Annotated in this window: 15 protein-coding genes, 1 pseudogene and 1 riboswitch; of the genes and pseudogenes, 7 read left to right on the forward strand and 9 right to left on the reverse strand. The window is 44.0% G+C overall.

The features are described 5' to 3' along the window. Positions 1-27: 27 nt before the first annotated feature. The 3 genes from elbB to ABMY35_RS05070 all read left to right on the forward strand — a co-directional run bounded on the left by elbB (position 28) and on the right by ABMY35_RS05070 (position 3,965). Positions 28-678, forward strand: coding sequence for an isoprenoid biosynthesis glyoxalase ElbB (gene elbB, locus ABMY35_RS05060; protein ID WP_349285286.1), 651 nt, complete (start codon positions 28-30; stop codon positions 676-678). 166 nt (positions 679-844) lie between these two features. Then, positions 845-1,237, forward strand: a complete 393-nt coding sequence (locus ABMY35_RS05065) for a c-type cytochrome (RefSeq protein WP_058031255.1) — start codon at positions 845-847, stop codon at positions 1,235-1,237. Between the two features lie 154 nt (positions 1,238-1,391). Next, the gene (locus tag ABMY35_RS05070) at positions 1,392-3,965 is read left to right on the forward strand and encodes a diguanylate cyclase (protein WP_349285287.1); all 2,574 of its coding nucleotides are present in this window, start codon (positions 1,392-1,394) and stop codon (positions 3,963-3,965) included. Here ABMY35_RS05070 and rep read toward each other — a convergent pair. Then, positions 3,954-5,969: a DNA helicase Rep gene (rep, locus tag ABMY35_RS05075; protein ID WP_349285288.1), complete on the reverse strand. Its 2,016-nt coding sequence runs from the start codon at positions 5,967-5,969 to the stop codon at positions 3,954-3,956. The genes ABMY35_RS05070 and rep overlap by 12 nt on opposite strands. Positions 5,970-6,130: 161 nt before the next feature. Between rep and ABMY35_RS05080 the strand changes: the two genes are divergently transcribed. Further along, a complete protein-coding gene (locus tag ABMY35_RS05080; protein ID WP_138477818.1) occupies positions 6,131-6,403 on the forward strand; it encodes an accessory factor UbiK family protein in 273 nt (90 codons plus the stop codon). Positions 6,404-6,457: 54 nt separating this feature from the next. On the opposite strand, the pseudogene ABMY35_RS05085 reads toward ABMY35_RS05080, so the two are convergent. From ABMY35_RS05085 to ilvG, 8 genes and pseudogenes are all read right to left on the reverse strand, one after another. Continuing rightward, positions 6,458-7,016: pseudogene (locus tag ABMY35_RS05085) on the reverse strand (carbonic anhydrase). A gap of 9 nt (positions 7,017-7,025) precedes the next feature. Next, the gene (locus tag ABMY35_RS05090; protein ID WP_349285289.1) at positions 7,026-8,213 is read right to left on the reverse strand and encodes a methyltransferase; all 1,188 of its coding nucleotides are present in this window, start codon (positions 8,211-8,213) and stop codon (positions 7,026-7,028) included. Positions 8,214-8,238: 25 nt separating this feature from the next. After that, positions 8,239-9,321, reverse strand: a complete 1,083-nt coding sequence (locus ABMY35_RS05095; protein ID WP_349285290.1) for an ABC transporter substrate-binding protein — start codon at positions 9,319-9,321, stop codon at positions 8,239-8,241. 74 nt (positions 9,322-9,395) lie between these two features. Next, positions 9,396-10,937 (reverse strand): threonine ammonia-lyase, biosynthetic, encoded by a 1,542-nt coding sequence (gene ilvA / locus ABMY35_RS05100; RefSeq protein ID WP_349285291.1) that lies wholly within the window; start codon positions 10,935-10,937, stop codon positions 9,396-9,398. 2 nt (positions 10,938-10,939) lie between these two features. Then, positions 10,940-12,796 carry a dihydroxy-acid dehydratase gene (ilvD, locus tag ABMY35_RS05105; protein WP_349285292.1) on the reverse strand — a complete coding sequence of 619 codons (1,857 nt, stop codon included), beginning with the start codon at positions 12,794-12,796 and terminating at the stop codon, positions 10,940-10,942. Between the two features lie 120 nt (positions 12,797-12,916). Next, complete coding sequence (locus ABMY35_RS05110; protein ID WP_349285293.1) at positions 12,917-13,837, reverse strand: branched-chain amino acid transaminase; 921 nt, start codon at positions 13,835-13,837, stop codon at positions 12,917-12,919. 52 nt (positions 13,838-13,889) lie between these two features. Continuing rightward, positions 13,890-14,135 (reverse strand): acetolactate synthase 2 small subunit, encoded by a 246-nt coding sequence (gene ilvM, locus ABMY35_RS05115; protein WP_058031265.1) that lies wholly within the window; start codon positions 14,133-14,135, stop codon positions 13,890-13,892. Next, positions 14,135-15,781, reverse strand: coding sequence for an acetolactate synthase 2 catalytic subunit (gene ilvG, locus ABMY35_RS05120; RefSeq protein ID WP_349285294.1), 1,647 nt, complete (start codon positions 15,779-15,781; stop codon positions 14,135-14,137). Before ilvG ends, ilvM begins: the two co-directional genes overlap by 1 nt. A 514-nt stretch (positions 15,782-16,295) precedes the next feature. Here ilvG and ABMY35_RS05125 point away from each other — a divergent pair. The 3 genes from ABMY35_RS05125 to dapA all read left to right on the forward strand — a co-directional run bounded on the left by ABMY35_RS05125 (position 16,296) and on the right by dapA (position 19,328). Next, positions 16,296-17,180: a TraB/GumN family protein gene (locus ABMY35_RS05125; RefSeq protein ID WP_349285295.1), complete on the forward strand. Its 885-nt coding sequence runs from the start codon at positions 16,296-16,298 to the stop codon at positions 17,178-17,180. Between the two features lie 139 nt (positions 17,181-17,319). Continuing rightward, on the forward strand, positions 17,320-17,940 hold the full coding sequence (locus ABMY35_RS05130) for a hypothetical protein (RefSeq protein WP_138477800.1): 621 nt from the start codon (positions 17,320-17,322) through the stop codon (positions 17,938-17,940). Positions 17,941-18,136: 196 nt separating this feature from the next. Next, positions 18,137-18,329, forward strand: a riboswitch (Lysine riboswitch). Between the two features lie 114 nt (positions 18,330-18,443). Beyond that, entirely contained in the window at positions 18,444-19,328 is an 885-nt protein-coding gene (dapA, locus tag ABMY35_RS05135; RefSeq protein ID WP_349285296.1) for a 4-hydroxy-tetrahydrodipicolinate synthase, read from the forward strand. The last annotated feature ends 7 nt before the right edge of the window (positions 19,329-19,335 follow it).

A 19,335-nucleotide genomic window follows, 5' to 3' on the forward strand; every position in this document is an offset into this window, starting at 1 on the left:
TTTATCAACTTTAAAGAAGGAAAAACCATGAAAAAAGTCGCGATAATACTAAGTGGCTGTGGCGTGTTTGATGGTGCCGAGATCCATGAGTCTGTTCTAACTATGTTGCATTTAGAAATGGCAGGAGCAAGTTACCAATGCTTCGCACCAAATATTGATCAACACCATGTGGTTAATCATCTTAATGGCGAAGAAATGGACCAAAAGCGCAACGTACTTATTGAAGCCGCGCGTATTGCGAGAGGTGAAATACATGACCTTGAGACGCTTAATGCAAATGACTTTGATGCACTCGCGATCCCTGGTGGTTTTGGCGTAGCGAAAAACTTAAGTGACTTTGCGTTTAAAGGCGGTGATTCAACGATTCTTGCAGCTTTAAAAACTGCTTGTGAAGCATTTAATCAACAAAAGAAACCTATCGCTTATGTCTGTATCGCCCCTGCATTGGTTGGTCATATTCATGCTAAAGGCATCAAAGCAACCATTGGCAATGACGCAGACACTGCCGCTGCTATGTCTGCATTAGGTGCTGAACATATTAACTGTGCAGTTGATAACATAGTTATTGATGAAGCTCAAAAGGTAATTAGTACGCCAGCTTACATGCTTGCTCAATCTATTTCAGAGGCATCCGCAGGCATTCAAAAAGCCATGACCAAGCTTGTAGAGTTAGCTTAATCCACTCTAAGTCAGAGGCTAAAATTGCGTTAACGCAAAAAATAATCAGTTTTTAGTCTAATTTGCCAAGTTAACGTTTTATAAATCAACAGGTGGCGTTATAATCGCGTGATTATTCCGTCATCTATCGTGATTGAGCACATCACCAACGAAGTGAGCAAGACAAATGAAAAAACTTTCAGCAGCTTTATTATTGCTATCAACAACTGTTTACGCACAACCTTTTGATAACGCTTTAACTGACGAAGCGATTAAAAAACGCTTAGCACCAGTAGGTTCAGTATACTTAGCAGGTGCAGCAGCTGCCGCTCCAGCAGCGCCTACCGGCCCTCGTTCAGGTGAGCAAGTTTATCAAGTGTCATGTGCTGCTTGTCATGGTACAGGTGCACTAGGCGCGCCAAAAACAGCTGATGACTGGGCTGCTCGTTTGACAAAAGGTCGTGAGTTATTAGTAGAGCATGCAATTAATGGTTTTAATGCAATGCCTCCTCGCGGTACTTGTATGGATTGTTCTGATGAAGAGATTGCAGCAGCAGTCGATTTCATGACTAAAAAGTAATACTTTTTAATGAGAGGTGACTATCACCTCTCATTTAAATTCAATTTTTCTCAACTCCCCATTTTGTTCCCTATTTTCTCCTTGACCCTCCATGACAAAAGTGAAATCATAAGCTTAATAAATAAGCAATATTAATTATAATTGGGTAAAATCATTGGAAGATCCCGCACTTTTAGCTACTCGCTTAAAGTATAAAAATAAGAAGCTAAACAAGCTCTTACAAAAGTACAAACAGCGAGATCAATTACAGAATGCACTCATACAATTGTCTGAGCTGGCTAATACTGTGGCTGAGCTAACTCTGCTGTACCCGGCTATTCACGATATACTTAAGCAATACTTACCTAGCAACAGCTTTTACGTCGTGTTGCAAAACCAATATACCCAGTCCTTAGAGTTGTCTTATTTCATTGATGAAAAAGATGGTATCTCTGTGCCAATTCAAGAGTCACATCACTTTTCTGAAGGCGTTACTGGTTTCACTTTTAGAAAAGGCGAAACCGTTCATATCAATAAGCAAGAAATGAGTCGTCTTAGTGAAGAAGGCCAGTTTAAATTGCTTGGCACACCCGCTGAACACTGGCTAGGCGTGCCGATCCGCCAAAATAGACACATTATTGGTGTGATGGTGACACAAAGCTATGAAGCTGATCTCAGCTATAATGAACAGCAAGTGGAGCTACTTGAATTTATCTCACTTTATTTGGGTACAGCCATAGAGCGCGTTAAGAAACGTGAGTTACTTGAATCTGAAGTAAAAATTCGTACTCGTGCAGTCATGCAAAGTAACGAAGCGCTAAATAAAGAAATAGAAAGTCGAAAACGCGCGTTAGAGCGCCAGCAAATTCTTTTCAAAATCTCAGAGCTAGCAACACAGTTTACTGACATAGACGATGTATACAAACAAGTACATCGTATTATTCGTTCAATTACGTTTGCTGATAATCTCTATATTGCTTTATATGACAAAGAATCTAACTGGTTAAGTTTTCCTTATTGTATTGATGAAGTTGGTGATTACTGCCCACGCCCTTTTGCCAATGGCTATAGCGAGCTTGTTATTAGTACAGAGCGCAGTCAGTTAATTAACCGCGAGCGTGCCGATAAACTGATCAAGCAACAAATCGTCATTCGCAGCGGTGATGATATTACTAAAGCAGCAAGCAGCTGGATGGGTGCACCGCTCAAAACAGCAAATGGTGTTATTGGTCTCATTGCTTGCCAAGCTTACGATGACGCGTATGAATTCACGCATGAAGATCTTGAACTTATTTCGTTCATTTCAAATCAAATCGCATCGGTTTTACAAACCCATCTTGCCAATCAAGCACTGAAACTAAGCCACCAACAGTTAGAGCAGCGCGTTGCAGATAAAACCAAAGCATTACAGCAAAGTAATTTGCATCTACAAATGCAAATTGAAGAGCGTAAAAAAATTGAAAAGCAGCTCTATCACGATGCGCATCACGATCCGCTAACAGGTTTGCCAAATCGCAGTTTGTTCTTAACTCAATTAGAAAAGACATTACTCAAATATCAAAGACACCCTGATTATAATTTTTCAGTACTCTTTATTGATTTAGATAAGTTCAAAGAAATAAACGATGAGTTAGGCCATCAAGCCGGTGATCAATTCTTAATCTGGGTCAGTAAAGCTTTTGGTGAGTGTATTAGAGATCATGATTTACTCGCTCGTCTTGCTGGTGATGAATTTGTCATTTTATTAGATCACCTCAGTGATAAACAACAAGCTGAAGACGTCGCTAAACGCATTATAAAAGTGATGCAGCAGCCGTTCGTAATGAAAGGACAAACCGTTTACAGCGGCGCCAGTATTGGTATTACCTATTCAAACAAACGCTATCAACATATTGACGAAATTATTCGCGATGCCGATGCCGCTATGTATTACGCTAAAAATGCAGGCAAAGGTCGCTATGAGTTTTATCACCCTCTGCTGACCGCAGGCACTACCTCAAATAAAGTTGAAGCTGAACAACATAATTTAAGTAGCTTAACGACACACTTTAGGTCAACCGATGTCATCGACTTCTCAAGTAATCAAGTACAGCTACAGCTACTCGAGATCTTCGGCAATCATCCTATTTTAGGCAGCACCAGTTTTGATGTGTTAAAGAAGTTCACCGCTGAGAAAAATGAATTACTCGATCTCGAGTTTGCTTTGTTGAAAAAAGCGCTGTTCTTAAGTGAAACACATCATCAAGAGCTCTTATTTAGCTGTGCCGCAGTCGTACTCGAAAGCGATAACTTTACACACCTCTGCCATTTACTAAAACAGCATAAACATAACGTGTGCTTATTATTTAGTGAGGAAGAGCTCAGGTTTGCATCTAGTACGCAATTGCAAAACCTCGAAGCGCTCACGCAGATGGAATTTGCCGTTGGCCTTAATGACTTCGGTAAAGATCGCTGTGATTTAAGTCTGATTAGTAAAATTAACTTCCAGTACTTACTACTCAGCTCGACTTTTAGTAAACGCGTTTTGCAGCAACCTTGTTACGAAGTGCAACTGCAAGGTGTATTAGCAGTGACTAAGATGCGTCACTGCAAAGTAATTGCCAAAGGCCCTGCCATTCTAAATTTCAGAACCTTGTTAGAAAACCATGGCTTGCAGTTATTCTTCGGCAAGCAAGTCAACTACGATAAAAATACTCGAGGCAATTCTTTCATCGAACTCACCTCAGAGTCAGAACCTTTATCGCTTTAACATAGCACGTAAATTAGCAACACGTGCTTGCCCTGATTGCATACGTTCTTGTTGTGATTGCACCGTTTTCTTCTGACCTTCAATTTGTAAATCATCTTGTGGTAATTCTTGCACAAAACGACTCAACTCCGGTGTAGATACTTCACCAAACTGTCGACGGTTCTTCGCATATGTCATAGTCAAAGTTTGCTGCGCGCGAGTGATCCCTACATAGGCAAGACGACGCTCTTCCTCTACGTTATCTTCATCAATACTGGTCTGGTGTGGTAAAAAGCCCTCTTCCATCCCCACCATAAAGACATGCGGATATTCCAAACCTTTAGAGGCATGCAGTGTCAGTAACTGCACTGCATCGCTATCGTCTTCTTCTTCGTTACGCTCTAACATATCGCGAAGTGTTAGCTTGCTGACTACTTCGGGCAAGGTCATCGGTGGGTTATCAGCATCACCCGTTAACATATCGGTGATCCAACGATATAGCTCAGAGACGTTTTTCATACGCATTTCTGCCGCTTTTGCACTCGGTGAAGATTCATATAAATACGCTTCATAATTAATTTCACGTACCATGTCTTTCACCGCTTCTAATGTGTCTCCACGCGTTGCTCTATCTGAAAGCTCAACCACCCAACGGGCGAAACCCATGAGCGCATTAAAGCCACGCCCTGCTAGTCGGCTTGCCAGTTCAGGCTCAAAACACGCCTCGAATAAACTGATGTGCTTTTCGTTGGCTAAGCTACCTAACTTTTCGAGCGTAACCGGGCCAATTTCTCGTCTTGGTGTATTCACAATACGTAAAAATGCGTTGTCGTCATCCTGATTCACTAACAAGCGTAAGTAAGCCATGATGTCTTTGATTTCACTGCGTGCAAAGAACGACATGCCACCACTTATTTTGTAAGGAATACGGTTACTCATTAGCGCTTTTTCAAACACTCGCGCTTGGTGGTTACCGCGATATAAAATGGCGTAATCTTTATAACTGGTACGCTTCATAAACTTATGGGAGATGATTTCGGCAACTACGCGTTCTGCTTCGTGCTCTTCGTCTTTGGTCGCTATCACTCGAATTGGGTCGCCATAACCGAGTTCACTAAACAGCTTTTTATCAAATTCATGCGGGTTATTGGCGATCAAAATATTCGCAGCTTTCAGAATTCGCCCTGCACTTCGGTAATTTTGCTCCAGCTTAATCAAGCGTAATCCCGGGAAATCTTTTGACAGCAATACTAAGTTTTGCGGCTTTGCCCCACGCCAAGAATAAATTGATTGGTCATCATCCCCTACCACGGTAAAGCGCGCGCGTTCACCCACCAGCAATTTAACTAACTGATACTGACTGGTATTGGTATCTTGATATTCATCCACCAGCAAATAACGAAAACGCGCCTGCCAGCGTTCTCTCACATCAGAATTTTGCGCCAGCAGTAAAGTGGGGATCATGATTAAGTCATCAAAATCTAACGCGTTATATGCACGTAACTGCACCGCATAACGGGCATAGAGTTGCGCGAACAAGGCTTTCTGCGGTTCACGGGCTTCGCGAATAGCACGCTCAGGCAAAATAAGTTCGTTCTTCCAACTGCCAATTTGCATCTTAAGCAAATTCAGTAAATCTTTATCTCTGTCTAATTCTTTTTCGGTCAACTCTGCCAAAAGTTGGTGGGTGTCTTGATCGTCAAATAACGAAAAGCCCGGTTTAAATCCCAGTGTTTTTAGCTCTTTTTTGATGACCTCTAAACCCAAGGTGTGAAAGGTAGAAACCCATAGACCTTTTGCCTCTTGCTTACCAAGGGTTTGACTCACACGCTCCCGCATTTCTTTTGCTGCTTTGTTGGTGAAGGTTACCGCAGCAATGTTCTTCGCTTGGTATTCGCAATGTTGCACAAGGTGAGCAATTTTGTTGGTAATTACGCGCGTTTTACCTGAGCCTGCGCCCGCTAAAACGAGGCAAGGGCCACTGATATATTTAACCGCTTCATCTTGTTTAGGATTGAGTTTCATTTTTGGCAGGTCCGAAATTCTGGGGCAGTAATTCTATCGCAAAGCCCAGTGACTAACTAGTAAGATTAAACAGCATTTGATCTAGAAAGGTGCCGAAACTAAACCGAATTTGCTACTATGGCGTAAGTTTAATTAATCGCCTTCATATCAGGTAATCAATCATGATCAACCCAGCTAAAATTGAAGAGATCGCCAAGCAGATTTCTAGCAACATGCCACAGGGTGTAAAAACTCTAGCAGAGACTTTCGAGTCAAAAACCAAACAAGCTATCCAGAATAAGTTAACTGAGATGGATTTTGTCAGCCGTGAAGAGTTTGATATTCAATCACAAGTGCTGATCAGAACCCGTGAAAAGCTGATGCAATTAGAAGAAAAAGTTGCTCAGCTTGAGGCGAAACTTGCTGAGCAAGATCCTGCTGATAAGGCGGAATAAGCTAATTCTATTAGTAAAAAGGAGCCTAGCAGCTCCTTTTTTACTTTCATGTACTCATTTAAGATAACGCTCGGCAATATGTTCTACCGCCTGACGATGCATTAGGTCCACTTCACTGCCATGGCAAGTTTGCGAGTTGAGCGCTTTTAACAAGCCATCTTCTAAACCATACACCCAACCATGTACCGTGAGTTCTTGCTGTCTATACCAAGCGTCTTGCACCACATTGGTTAAACACACATTGCGCACTTGCTCAATGACATTCAACTCACACAGGGCTGCACAACGCTGTTGCTCAGCGACACTCGACAACAACCCTTGATGCTTTTCTTTTACATCGCAACATGCCTTAACCAATTATCTATCAAGCCTAATCGCGCTTCATCTAATACAGCTTGAACGCCACCACATTCGCGACGTTGCGATGCACAAATAGCCCACCCGGCATTAAATCAACAATTTCGTTCGCTGGCACCCGAGAATCAGAGCAGCCAATCCACAGATATTCAGGCTGTTGTTGCGCAGCCAGTTTGCTAAAAAATTCTGGGTGCTTTGCTTGTGTGCGCTCTGCCCAAGCTTGATTGTTTTTAAGTAAATGGTCGAGGTCACACATAATTGGGCCTTAGTTTGTTATTTTATTTGCCTGAATGAGTATGTTGCGCGGCGTTAGAGACTTTTCACAAAACTCACTGAGTTGCACATCATAGCCCGCCTGTTGCAAATACAATGCTCTATCTAGTACCAACCACAATTCAATGGCTCGTCTGAATATGTGTCTTACTAACTCGATGCGGTCGGTGATTTTCTTTCTTTGCTCACCTAAGCGCAGATAATGCTGATAGTCACATGACTCAGGTAACTCTACCTGCTTCTGCTCCGCCGCCCACTGACAGAAATCAGCAAATTCACCAGAAAATATTTGTTTATTAATAGAAGGCACGCTGACATAACGCTCGATGCCCGTCACTTCTCGACGCAACGCATCAAAACCCAAACGCCAAGTAACCTCTGTTTGCCTAACCTTGGTCACTCTGCTCGGCGCCGTAACGGTTTCTTGCAGCGCTAATTTCATATCACTGTGAGTTAATTGCAGTGTGCTTTGTTTGCCCTCTGTACTCATGGCCTCATAAGTCGGCTCGGTAAACAAGTGATAACAGCAAGGCGATAAACTAATTTTGTCACACTCTGCTTTAATGGCCTGCTGCATAAAGACCTGATGCAAACGACCACAGGCATGGAGAGCCACAGCATGTTGTTGCTGAGTAAAACAGTCATCGGTGTTATCTTGCAACACATCCGCACAGCGAAAGTGCATGTTTAAGCTCTGCTGTTTTGCGCTATGTTGCCCTTGCTCACACAAATTGGCTTGTAATTCGACACTTTGCACATGCTGTGCACCTTGGTGTGCCAAGATACGGCCTAAATGCCCTTTACCTGCACACCATTCTAATACTGGCTGCTCGCCATTATCGAGGTGTGAGACGAAATCTTGTAGCTGCAGTAATTTACGACCTTTAATGCCGTTACTGAGCCAAAAAGGCAAATCGGCTCTTTGCTGAGCGCTATAAGGTAGGGAAATTAACTGTGATAACTCTTCGACAGCAGGAATAAAATCAGCAAACACTTCATAAAGGCGAGTTTGATCAGCGTCTAGCTCTCTTACCTGCTCGTCACTGAGCTCATTTAAAAAATGTGTTAACTGTTCATCGCACCAAGGAAATTCACTGTAATCAAAAGCAACGCACTGCCAATAGGCGCGTGTTTGCTGCAAGCAATGATCTAACTGAATAAATAATGACGATAACGGCACAACACTTCCCCGACGCGAAAAATGGCTATTCTACCTCGTTTTCATTTTCTTGTGCTGACTCATTCAGCTTGTAGCGACGCTTTTTGGTGAATATAAGGTGTAAGTAGAGAGGAATACTGAATAAAGTGACTGCACACGCTGCTATCAACATCCATGACCAAGGAAAAAGTGGCTCTGACGGTTTGAGCTCATAAATAAAGCGCTCTCTAATAGCATCATATTGCGCCATATCTAAGCCATAAATTTGCCCTATCCATCGCCAATGTAACTCTGACATATTACCAATGATCACCCCTGGTGGCGCGATATAAGGGCGGAGTTTTTCAGCTTCATAGGCAATTTGCTCTACGCTTTTATGTGTGGCGTATTTCTGGTGAGTGATTTCGATACTTTCTTGTAAGTGCAACATAGCATAACGCCAGCCCTGAAGGCTGGCTTGCTTAAACTTTTCGACTAGCTCAGGACGATGCTGTAAGACGTTTTCGCTGGTAAACAAAATATCAGCATATAAATTGAGCCCATATTGTTTTGGGCAAATTTGTCTAATGACAACACCTTGTTGCTGCATCTCAAAAGGCTCATTAGAGGTATACACTTGTAAGGCATCAAACTTTCCCACCTTGAAATCTGCAATTGGCTCAAAGCCCGCATATAAAGAAATGTCATCTTCGCCGACACCAGCCTGCTCTAGCATCAGCATCAACTCTGCCACACCAAGGTGACTGACTCGTTTTCCCTTGAAGTCGACAGGGTTGTAGATATCACTGTCAGCTTTGACCATCCAGCAGTAGGGAGAAGATTGCAACATAGCAGCAATTGCAACTAGCGGTTTACCTTGTAGGCGATCGGCTAAAATACCTGAGTGAGTTACTCCAAAATGCGCCTGACCGGAGAGCACTTTAAAGTGGGTATCGGGATCTTCAATATCGGCCGGAATAATCGTGACATCCAAACCCACACGCTCATAAAAGCCTTTTTCCACCGCCATATAGTAGCCTGCAAACTGAAACTGATGGGTCCACTTTAATTGCAGCACCACAGACTCTAATGCAAAGGCTGGAGACAGAAAAAATAACAGTAAGCTTATCAAGCTAAACCGTTTGAGCATGAAAGTCCCTTGTTCTTCTAATTAGGCGTGACTAAACTATAGAAAAACAAGGGTGATTTGCAAGCACTAAGCGCTTAACTTGCTTGCTGTTGTTCAAGCTCTTGGTTCTGTAAATACTGAGCAAAACACGGGTTGTTAGTCTCGTCCCAATACTTATACCCTAACTTAGCAAGATGCAGGTTAAATAGACTCAGTTGCTCTGGCGCAATATCAAACGCAGCAAGCACATTCCCCTCTGCCGCACCATGATTACGATAATGGAACAAAGTGATATTCCACTCACTCCCAAGAGTTTCTAAGAACCGTGCTAATGCCCCAGGGTATTCAGGGAACTCAAAGCGATACAAATGCTCATTCAATGGCACTGGCGGTTTACCCCCCACCATATAACGAATATGCAATTTTGCCAGCTCGTTATCTGAAAGATCTTCAAAGCCATACCCATTGGTTTGCAGTACTGACTTAACTTCATCTAATTCTGGCTGCCCACCGCGCAAGCCAACGCCTACAAAGATTTGCGCATCACCTTCACCAGCATAACGGTAATTAAACTCAGTGATGGCTCTGCCCCCCAAAGCATGACAAAAGCGCTTGAAGCTACCTTTTTCTTCTTTAATCGTGACACCAAAAAGTGCCTCACTTTTTGCACCCAACGCGGTGCGCTCAGCAATATAGCGTAAGCGATCGAAGTTTAAGTTAGCACCAGACAAAACTGCGGCGAGTTTAAGCCCAGTCTGACCACATTGTTTGCTCCACTTAGTTAAGCCCGCCGTGGCCAATGCTCCTGACGGCTCAGCGATAGCACGTGTGGCAACAAAAATATCTTGCACTGCAGCACAGATTTCGTCTGAGCTCACCGTCACAACTTCATCACAGAACTTTTGCGCTAAACGAAAAGTTTCTTTACCTATGATTTTCACAGCAACGCCGTCTGCAAAACTGCCAACTTGCTCAAGTTCAACAGGCTCACCAGCAGTCAGTGCAGCATCTAAACAGGCGCTTTCTGCTGCCTCAACACCGATGACTTTAATATCTGGTCGTAACGATTTGATATAAACCGCCATTCCCGCGAGTAAGCCTCCACCGCCAACAGGAATAAATACAGCATCGAGGTTATGTAATTGCTGCATTAATTCACGAGCGACAGTGCCTTGTCCGATGATCACATCTGGGTCGTCAAATGGCGGTACAAATACCGCGCCTTGTTGCTCAGTCAGTGCATAAGCATGAGCTTGTGCGGCATCAAAATTATGGCCATGTAAAACCACTTCACCACCGAGGTTTCGTACTGAGTTTACCTTGATATCAGGCGTTGTGACGGGCATCACTATAGTCGCTTGATGACCTAAATGCGCCGCGCTCAATGCCACACCTTGGGCGTGATTTCCTGCAGATGCAGTGATCACTTTAGTGCCCTTAGGCAATTGGCGAAGCTTATTGTAAGCACCACGTAATTTAAATGAATAAACAGGTTGTTGATCTTCGCGTTTTAAAAACACCTGCTGGTTAAGTTGCTTGCTAAGCGAGGTCAGCTCGCTGACCTCTGTGACTTTCGCAAGCGGAGCCATATCCGCTTGGATGATGGCCCGAAAGTAATCGAGCTCTTGTGCCACCATGACTAACTTAACTCCTCGAGTTTCGCTAAATCACGCACCGCGCCTTTATCGGCACTGGTTGCTAATAAAGCATAGGCTTTTAGTGCTGGCGACACTACGCGCTGTCTATCTAATGGCTTATAAGCGTCTTTGCCACGGGCATCTTGCTTTTCACGACGCGCAGCCATTTCAGCATCGTCAATTAATAGATGGATGCCGCGATTCGGAATATCGATGTGAATGCGGTCACCATTTTCAACCAGCGCGAGCGCACCACCGCTGGCCGCTTCTGGCGAAGCGTGACCGATAGATAAACCAGAAGTACCACCCGAGAAACGGCCATCCGTTAGCAGTGCACAATCTTTATCTAGGCCCATCGACTTTAAATAACTGGTCGGATAAAGCATCTCTTGCATGCCCGGGCCACCTTTCGGCCCTTCGTAACGGATGATAACCACATCACCTTTTTGCACTTTACCATTTAAGATGCCATCCACTGCGTCATCTTGTGATTCAAACACTACGGCAGGCCCCGTGAAATCAAGCATTTCGTCAACTACACCGGCACTTTTTACAATACAACCATCTGGGGTCAGGTTACCTGAAAGTACCGCTAACCCGCCATCTTGACGGAAGGCGTGCTCAACACTGCGCACACAGCCATTTTCACGGTCAATATCAAGGGTGTCCCAACGATACTCTTGGCTCATTGCCTGAGTAGTACGAATACCTGCAGGACCTGCGCGGTAGAAGGTTTGCGCACGTTCATTATTGCTGTCAGTGGCATCCCAACGCTGTAACACATCGCCCAATGAGCCACCTGCTACATGGCCTACTGACAGGTCTAACTTTTCAGCTTTGGCGAGCTCATTCAGGATGCCCATGATGCCACCAGCACGGTGCACATCTTCAATATGATATTGCTGAGTCGCAGGCGCAACTTTACATAAGAAAGGCGTAGTACGTGATAGACGGTCAATATCACTCATATCAAAATCAACTTCACCTTCGCGCGCCGCTGCTATTAGGTGTAATACCGTGTTCGAAGAGCCGCCCATAGCAATATCTAAGGTCATGGCATTGGTAAACGCCGCTTGGTTGGCAATGTTACGTGGTAATACCGCATCGTTGTCGTTGCGATAATACTCGTCACATAAGGCAACAATGCGTTTAGCTGCCCCCATATAAAGTTGATGTCGGTCTTTGTGTGTTGCCAAAGTTGTGCCATTACCCGGTAAGGCTAGGCCTAACGCCTCCATTAAACAGTTCATCGAATTCGCAGTGAACATGCCCGAGCAAGAACCACACGTTGGGCAGGCAGAACGCTCAACTTGTTCTGAATCTTCATCACTCACCGATGGATCAGCGCCTTTTACCATGGCATCCACTAAGTCAAGCTTAATATCAATGTCGGCTAAACGGGTTTTACCCGCTTCCATTGGGCCGCCAGAAACAAAGATCACCGGAATGTTTAAACGCAGTGCCGCCAGTAACATCCCCGGGGTGATCTTGTCACAGTTAGAGATACATACCATGGCATCGGCACAGTGGGCGTTCACCATATACTCAACTGAGTCAGCAATTAGGTCGCGTGAAGGCAGTGAGTAAAGCATACCGCCGTGACCCATAGCGATACCGTCGTCGATAGCAATGGTATTGAATTCTCGAGGCACACCGCCCGCTTCACGAATGGCATCCGCCATTAAATCGCTGAGCTGATTGAGGTGCACATGACCCGGTACAAACTGCGTATAAGAGTTCACAACAGCAATGATCGGTTTTTCGAAGTCACTGTCTGTCATCCCTGTTGCACGCCAAAGTGCACGAGCACCTGCGCGTTGTCTACCTTCAGTGGTGGTCTTACTACGTAGTTTAGCCATGGTTTAGCCCTCAATAATATGCGGCAGTTTCTGGTTGCTTGCCGACTTTCCTCATTCCCAATATTCAATTCGTTGGCTGCTATTAAGGTCGCAGCCAGACCTTAAACGCTCAACAGCGTCTTAGTCGATATAAGTCAACCAACCATTCTCATCTTCACTTTGGCCTTTTACTAGGTCAAAGTAAGCTTGCTGTAATTGCTCGGTGATTTCGCCACGTTTACCCGTACCAATTTCAATTTGGTCAACGCTGCGAACCGGTGTTACTTCTGCTGCAGTGCCTGTCATGAAGAATTCATCAGCAAGATAAAGTGCTTCACGTGCAATGGGTTCTTCGCGTACTTCTAAGCCTGCTTTGCGAGCTAGGTACATCATAGTGTCACGCGTCAAACCCGGTAAGATGGCCGCAGTGGTAGGCGGTGTGAATAACACGCCATTTTTAATCACGAATAAGTTTTCACCTGCGCCTTCACTTAGGTAACCGTTCACATCTAGTGCGATACCTTCAACATACCCATTACGCTTTGCTTCACCTGAGATAAGTTGCGAAGATAAATAGTTACCACCAGCTTTAGCCGCTGTAGGCATCGTATTTGGTGCTAAACGATTCCAAGAAGAAATACAGGCATCAACACCCGCTTCTAATGCACCATCACCTAAGTAAGTGCCCCATTCCATTGCTGCAACTGCAACATCGGCTTTGTGTGATTTAGGATTTACACCCAAACCCACATTGCCTAAGAATGCGAATGGACGTAAGTAGGCATTCTTTAAGCCATTCTCACGTACCGCCGCTTTACAGGCTTCATTGATTTCTTCAACCGTGTAAGGGATCTGCATACGATAGATTTTTGCAGAGTCGAATAAGCGTTTAGTGTGGTCTTGTAAACGGAAAATCGCCGCACCTTTTGGTGTGTCATAGGCGCGCACACCTTCAAACACTGAACTACCATAGTGAAGCGCATGGCTTAATACGTGTGTCGTCGCTTGCTCAGACGGTACCATTTCACCATTGAACCAGATCAGGTCAGATTTATTACTCATGTTTATTACCTTGTATTAATTATTCTTTTCTTTCGCTCTTGATATAGAACGATTATCCAATAGCCTGTTGCTGCATTGGTTGCAACTCAACCTGTTTTACCTCAACCAGCTTACTCAGTTGCGAGGTTAATAGATAGATGGGTTTGTCACTGTCCACGGTCATTTTGACTTGAAACAATTCATCTTGTCCTTCCAAAGCTAGGTCTAATAACTGGAATCCACGGTGACGGACCACACGTAAGAAACGTTCAATTGCGACACTTTGTTGTTTTACTGCAATATTTAGTTGGTGTTTCATTATGCATTCTCCGTCATCATTTCATCATTTGCGGCACCCGGCGGAACCAGCGGCCATACGTTTTCTTTATCATCGATACAAGCGTGTAAGATATAAGGACCTTCAGATTCCACTAGCGCATCCACCGCCGCATCTACTTCGCTTGCATGGGTAATGGTTTGTCCCGGAATACCAAAAACAGCAGCTAGCTGCACAAAATCAGGGTTATCCGATAAGTTCGTTTCACTGTAACGCCCTTCAAAAAATAGCTGTTGCCACTGCCTTACCATACCGAGTCTTTGGTTATCTAATATTAAGATCTTTACAGGAAGATTATTTCTGCGAATGGTGGCCAGTTCTTGGATGTTCATCATGATTGACCCATCACCTGAGACAGTGATCACCATGTCATCAGGACGTGCGATTTGTGCACCGATTGCCGCGGGCAAACCAAAGCCCATGGTACCTGCACCGCCACTACTTAAATGGTTGTGTGGGCTGGTGAATTTCATATGCTGCGCCACCCACATTTGGTGCTGGCCCACATCACAACACACCACGCCAGTCTTTGGCATACGCTTACTGAGTTCATTTAATAGATAAGGGGCAAAGACTTTTTCGCCCGGGTAGTCATAACGCCAAGCATGCGTTTTCTTCATTTCTAAAGTATGTGCTAACCACTGTGCATCTGTCACAAAACACGCTAGATGAGGAATGGTGGCTTTTAGGTCGCCAATCATCGACGCAGCGGCAGGTTTACGCTTGCCAACTTCTGCAGGGTCAATATCAAGATGAATTACTTTCGCCTTCGAGGCAAACTTAGCCAAGTTACCTGTTACGCGGTCGTCAAAACGTGCGCCGATACAGACTAAAACATCACACTCTTGCACAGCTAGGTTGGCAGCTTGACCACCGTGCATACCTAACATGCCTAAATCATACTCATAGTCAGGTAAAACACTGCCTAGCGCTTTTAATGTTGAAACAGCTGGCATGTGCGTTTTATTTAAAAATTGCATCAGCTCAGCTTGCGCGTTCGCGTTGTGTACGCCACCCCCCACATAAGCCACTGGCTTCTTCGCTTGTGCTAGCAGTTGCTCCGCTTTGACGACTTCGTTCATGTCGAGCTCGGGCGCTTCTTCTTCAAGCGCAAGCCAGGGGTGAAATGGTACTTGTGCTAGCTGAATGTCTTTAGGAATATCAACCAAAACAGGACCCGGACGACCTGATAACGCTAAATGCATGGCTTCTTGCAATACTTCTGCTAAGTCTTCAGCGCGCTCAACCATGTAACTGTGTTTTGTACATGACAAAGACATGCCTAACACGTCAACTTCTTGGAATGCGTCAGAGCCGATAGCCGCCGTCGGTACTTGCCCTGTGATGGCCAAAACGGGCACTGAGTCCATCATGGCATCAGCAAGTGAGGTAATTAAGTTAGTTGCACCTGGGCCCGATGTAGCAAAACATACGCCTAACTTACCAGTACTGCGGGCATACCCTACTGCCGCAAAACCCGCGCCTTGCTCGTGACGAGTCAGGTAATGTTTGACAGGCGCGCCATACAACGCATCGTAGATTGGCATGATTGCCCCACCTGGGTAACCAAATACCTCTTTAACGCCATGTTTGGCTAGTAAATCTATTAGTAACTCTGCGCCTGTCATCTTCGTTCCTCATTCCCAATCTGACTGCTGTTTAACTCAAATTCGACCCTAAAACGAAAAAGCCCCCCGAACTTTTCAGTGCGGGGGGCTTTTTGCTTAATACTTTTCTTTCAGCACTAACCAGCCCCCGCGGTAATAATAATCACCACGTTGATAATCACGACTAGTAGAGAATGTGCTGTTTTGAGCATTTAAAAATCACCTGAATTATTTACGGCAACGGTATACAATATTCATCGCGTTGCGTTCTTTTTCTATTAGTACCGCGAGTAGCCTATTAAGTCAACAGCAAGCCCTATGTTATTTACAGATTCAAAGCATCATCGAGCGCATTTAAAATTCAATAAAACCAAAAATAAGAAATAAATATCCAATCAATTTAAAATAACTCTGCCTTATTCAATACATACAAAATTTAACAACACATTTTTTGTTTATTCAAAAAATCACCAAATCTCCCTTTTTTATACAAACTTGTTATTATGTTGGGGAAATTTTTTTACAAGGGAATACTATGTTCAGCACTGTAAACCGCGTTTTTTTTACGCTGCTTTTAGCTTTTTTAGTTGGCTTTTCTAGTCACTCCATCGCTCTTTCTCCGGCCCTGTTCAAGGTCGAAAAAGCAGGGGTCACGTCTTATTTATTTGGCACGGTTCATGTTGGTGATAAGAGCATGGATGGTTTACCAAAGAAAATCACACAAGCGATTGAGCAAACTGATGAAGTTATCGTTGAAGTTAACATTGAGGCACTCAACGCATTTGAAATACAAAAACGCTCCATTCCTTTTATGACTTTACCGCACGGTAGAACGTTAAAAGATGAAATAAGCGCCGAGCATTTCGAAGCATTAAAGCAATACTTTGCAGCAAAACAGATCAATATTGCGCTTTTTGAAAATCTAGCGCCGTGGGCTGTGATGATCACTATGATGCAGATTGAGTATCAAAATCTTGGATATGAAGAAGACTTTGGGATCGACAAACAGGTCATTGCCCATGCTAAGAAACATAATAAGCCTATCGGCGAGTTAGAAACTTTAGAGCAACAACTAGAAATGCTGAGTTCGCTAGGTGTAAAGAGCGACTTAATGATAAGCACTACGCTTGCGCAATTAAAAGACGTTGAGCAGTACTTTCTAGATTTAGTTAATGCCTGGAAAAAAGGCGATATGGACACCTTAAACAAGTATTACCAACTTAGCTTTGATGATTCTGACTATGGTAAGTTCAGTGAAGAAGTAATGCTGACTCAGCGTAATAATAATTGGGTTGAACAATTAACACCAAGATTGACAAAAGAGTCATTATTTATTGCTGTGGGCGCCCTTCACTTGCCTGAAAAGCATGGCTTAATCACTCAGTTAAAAGCACAAGGTTTTAATGTAACTCGCTTATAACTCAGTAGGTTAAACCCTTACTGCACAGGCAATGGCGTTTCTTTTCGCTGTTGCCTCAAAATTTTTTTAAATTCTTTTAAACCTTTTTCAACCCACCTGTCGTCTAACTTATTAAACAACATCAATCAGGGTGACGACGATGAAAAAATTATTATTAGCTGCTTTAACCACTGCTGTAATTTCTGCGCCAGTTTGGGCCGAAGATTCTAGAACCATTGAGCAATCATTTAATCTTGAAAACAGCACTGAATTAGAAATTGATTTTCCAGTCGGCAGCCTAGAAATGACGAGCTACGATGGCGATCAAGTCCAAGTCACCATTCGTTTAGAGCCAAAAGATAATGATGGGTGGTTTACTGATAAAGTCGATTTAAGCGCAGTACAGCTAAAATCTTCGCGTCAGCGTCAAGAGTTATCACTGTCTATTGATGATGATAATTTAGAGCAAACTTGGGAAGTCAAAGTGCCTAAAAGTATGCGTCTAGATGTTGAAGTCGGTGTCGGTAAAATTGAAATACAAGCACTTGAAAATACAGCGGATGTTGAAGTAGGTGTGGGCAAAGTGCGTATCGACACAGCCATTGATGACTTCAAACAAGTTAACCTTGAATCCGGTGTAGGTAAAACGAGTCTATCTGGTTTTGCGGGCAAAGCTCAGTCTCATAAGAAAATGGTCAGCTCACAAACAGAATACTTCGGCTCTGGCCAATATAACTTAGAAGTTGAAGTGGGTGTAGGCAATATCAAAGTGCGCCACTAAGCCACGACTCTTAAATTAACAAACTCCCTTTGCCCGGTCTTGCACCGGGCTTTTTGATCTCTTTTATACCCATGTTTATAACCTCTGGTTTTAAACAGATGATTTTTTAATCCCCTTTGCTTGACACCTAGACGGCTAAAATGTTTCAATGCCGCCTCACCCTATTTGAGCGCAGTGGAGCATTGTCTTGGCTGCCAGGGCTGGAAGAGGTGCGTTATTCAGGTAGCGCGGTTGAGGAGAGCAAACTCCGTTGATGCCGTAGCGAGGGGAATTAACGCCGAGAAGCAAACGTATTTGCTAAACGTTTACTTCGGGCGACTGGGCTGAATCCCAGCGACTGTCACCAATTGCGCAAGACGCAAGAATTTTGGTGGAGAGCTTCTGGTCTTAGAATAAATAAGGCCAGTTTGCCTTATCTTTTTTAAGTCCATTGCTCTTCGAATTTTAATTGTTCGAAGTATGGACACCCTCCTTACTCCGAACATGCTATAAGTTCGGTAGAGATGAAATCACAATACGATTTATCCAACTATCCTTTATGGACAGCTTTGGTGACGCCTTTTGACGCGCAAGACCAAGTTGACTTTGACATACTTACAACACTCGTCCGTCAGCAAGAACAAGCAGGCAATGGTATTTTGTTGCTTGGTAGCACAGGTGAAGGCTTAGCACTTACCCTGTCTGAACAACAAGCGATTGTTGAATTTGTTTGTAACTTGGCACCTAACGTCCCCCTTATGGTCGCGGTAGGTGGTATCAACTTACAAGAACAATTAGCTTGGGTTGAGTTTTGCAATCAGCACCCTATTCACGCTTACCTACTTGGCTCACCGCTTTATGCCAAACCGGGTGTAATTGGTCAGACTCAGTGGTTTGATGCATTACTTAACGCCACTGACTTACCTTGTATGCTTTACAACGTACCGGGTCGCAGTGCCGTCGAAGTGTCACCACAAGTACTAAAGAATCTTGCACACCACGACAACTTATGGGCGTTAAAAGAAGCCAGCGGCGACATCAGTAAATTTGAGCAATTCCGTGAAGCAGCGCCTGAGTTGGCCATTTATAGTGGCGACGATGGGTTGATCCCCTACTTTGCTCAAGCGGGCGCAAAAGGCCTAGTTTCGGTTGCAGCCAATGCCTGGCCAGAGCAAACCGCTGAGTTTGTGCGTCGCTCTTTAGCAGGTACTTATCCGAACTTATTCACCACCTGGACGCAAGCTGTAAATAGCTTGTTTAGTGTCGCCAACCCAATTCCTGTCAAAGTGCTCATGCACCAACAGGGAACTCTGGCAACACCGAATCTTCGTCCTCCTCTTACGCACCTAGAACTGCAATGTAATGCAGCGATTGAGCGTGCAAACGACACAATTTTATCTTGGAATTAAGGCAGTA

It is taken from the genome of Pseudoalteromonas sp. BZB3 (genome assembly GCF_040104455.1).
GTDB lineage: Bacteria > Pseudomonadota > Gammaproteobacteria > Enterobacterales > Alteromonadaceae > Pseudoalteromonas.

What these genes read in the sequence shown, in the direction of transcription:
- ilvA (WP_349285291.1), bottom strand. Translation starts at nt 10,937, where the DNA reads ATGGTGGCACAAGAGCTCGATTACTTTCGGGCCATCATCCAAGCGGAT.
- rep (WP_349285288.1), bottom strand. Translation starts at nt 5,969, where the DNA reads ATGAAACTCAATCCTAAACAAGATGAAGCGGTTAAATATATCAGTGGC.
- ABMY35_RS05080 (WP_138477818.1), top strand. Translation starts at nt 6,131, where the DNA reads ATGATCAACCCAGCTAAAATTGAAGAGATCGCCAAGCAGATTTCTAGC.
- ABMY35_RS05130 (WP_138477800.1), top strand. Translation starts at nt 17,320, where the DNA reads ATGAAAAAATTATTATTAGCTGCTTTAACCACTGCTGTAATTTCTGCG.
- ilvD (WP_349285292.1), bottom strand. Translation starts at nt 12,796, where the DNA reads ATGGCTAAACTACGTAGTAAGACCACCACTGAAGGTAGACAACGCGCA.
- elbB (WP_349285286.1), top strand. Translation starts at nt 28, where the DNA reads ATGAAAAAAGTCGCGATAATACTAAGTGGCTGTGGCGTGTTTGATGGT.
- ABMY35_RS05110 (WP_349285293.1), bottom strand. Translation starts at nt 13,837, where the DNA reads ATGAGTAATAAATCTGACCTGATCTGGTTCAATGGTGAAATGGTACCG.
- ABMY35_RS05065 (WP_058031255.1), top strand. Translation starts at nt 845, where the DNA reads ATGAAAAAACTTTCAGCAGCTTTATTATTGCTATCAACAACTGTTTAC.
- ilvM (WP_058031265.1), bottom strand. Translation starts at nt 14,135, where the DNA reads ATGAAACACCAACTAAATATTGCAGTAAAACAACAAAGTGTCGCAATT.
- dapA (WP_349285296.1), top strand. Translation starts at nt 18,444, where the DNA reads ATGAAATCACAATACGATTTATCCAACTATCCTTTATGGACAGCTTTG.
- ABMY35_RS05125 (WP_349285295.1), top strand. Translation starts at nt 16,296, where the DNA reads ATGTTCAGCACTGTAAACCGCGTTTTTTTTACGCTGCTTTTAGCTTTT.
- ilvG (WP_349285294.1), bottom strand. Translation starts at nt 15,781, where the DNA reads ATGACAGGCGCAGAGTTACTAATAGATTTACTAGCCAAACATGGCGTT.
- ABMY35_RS05095 (WP_349285290.1), bottom strand. Translation starts at nt 9,321, where the DNA reads ATGCTCAAACGGTTTAGCTTGATAAGCTTACTGTTATTTTTTCTGTCT.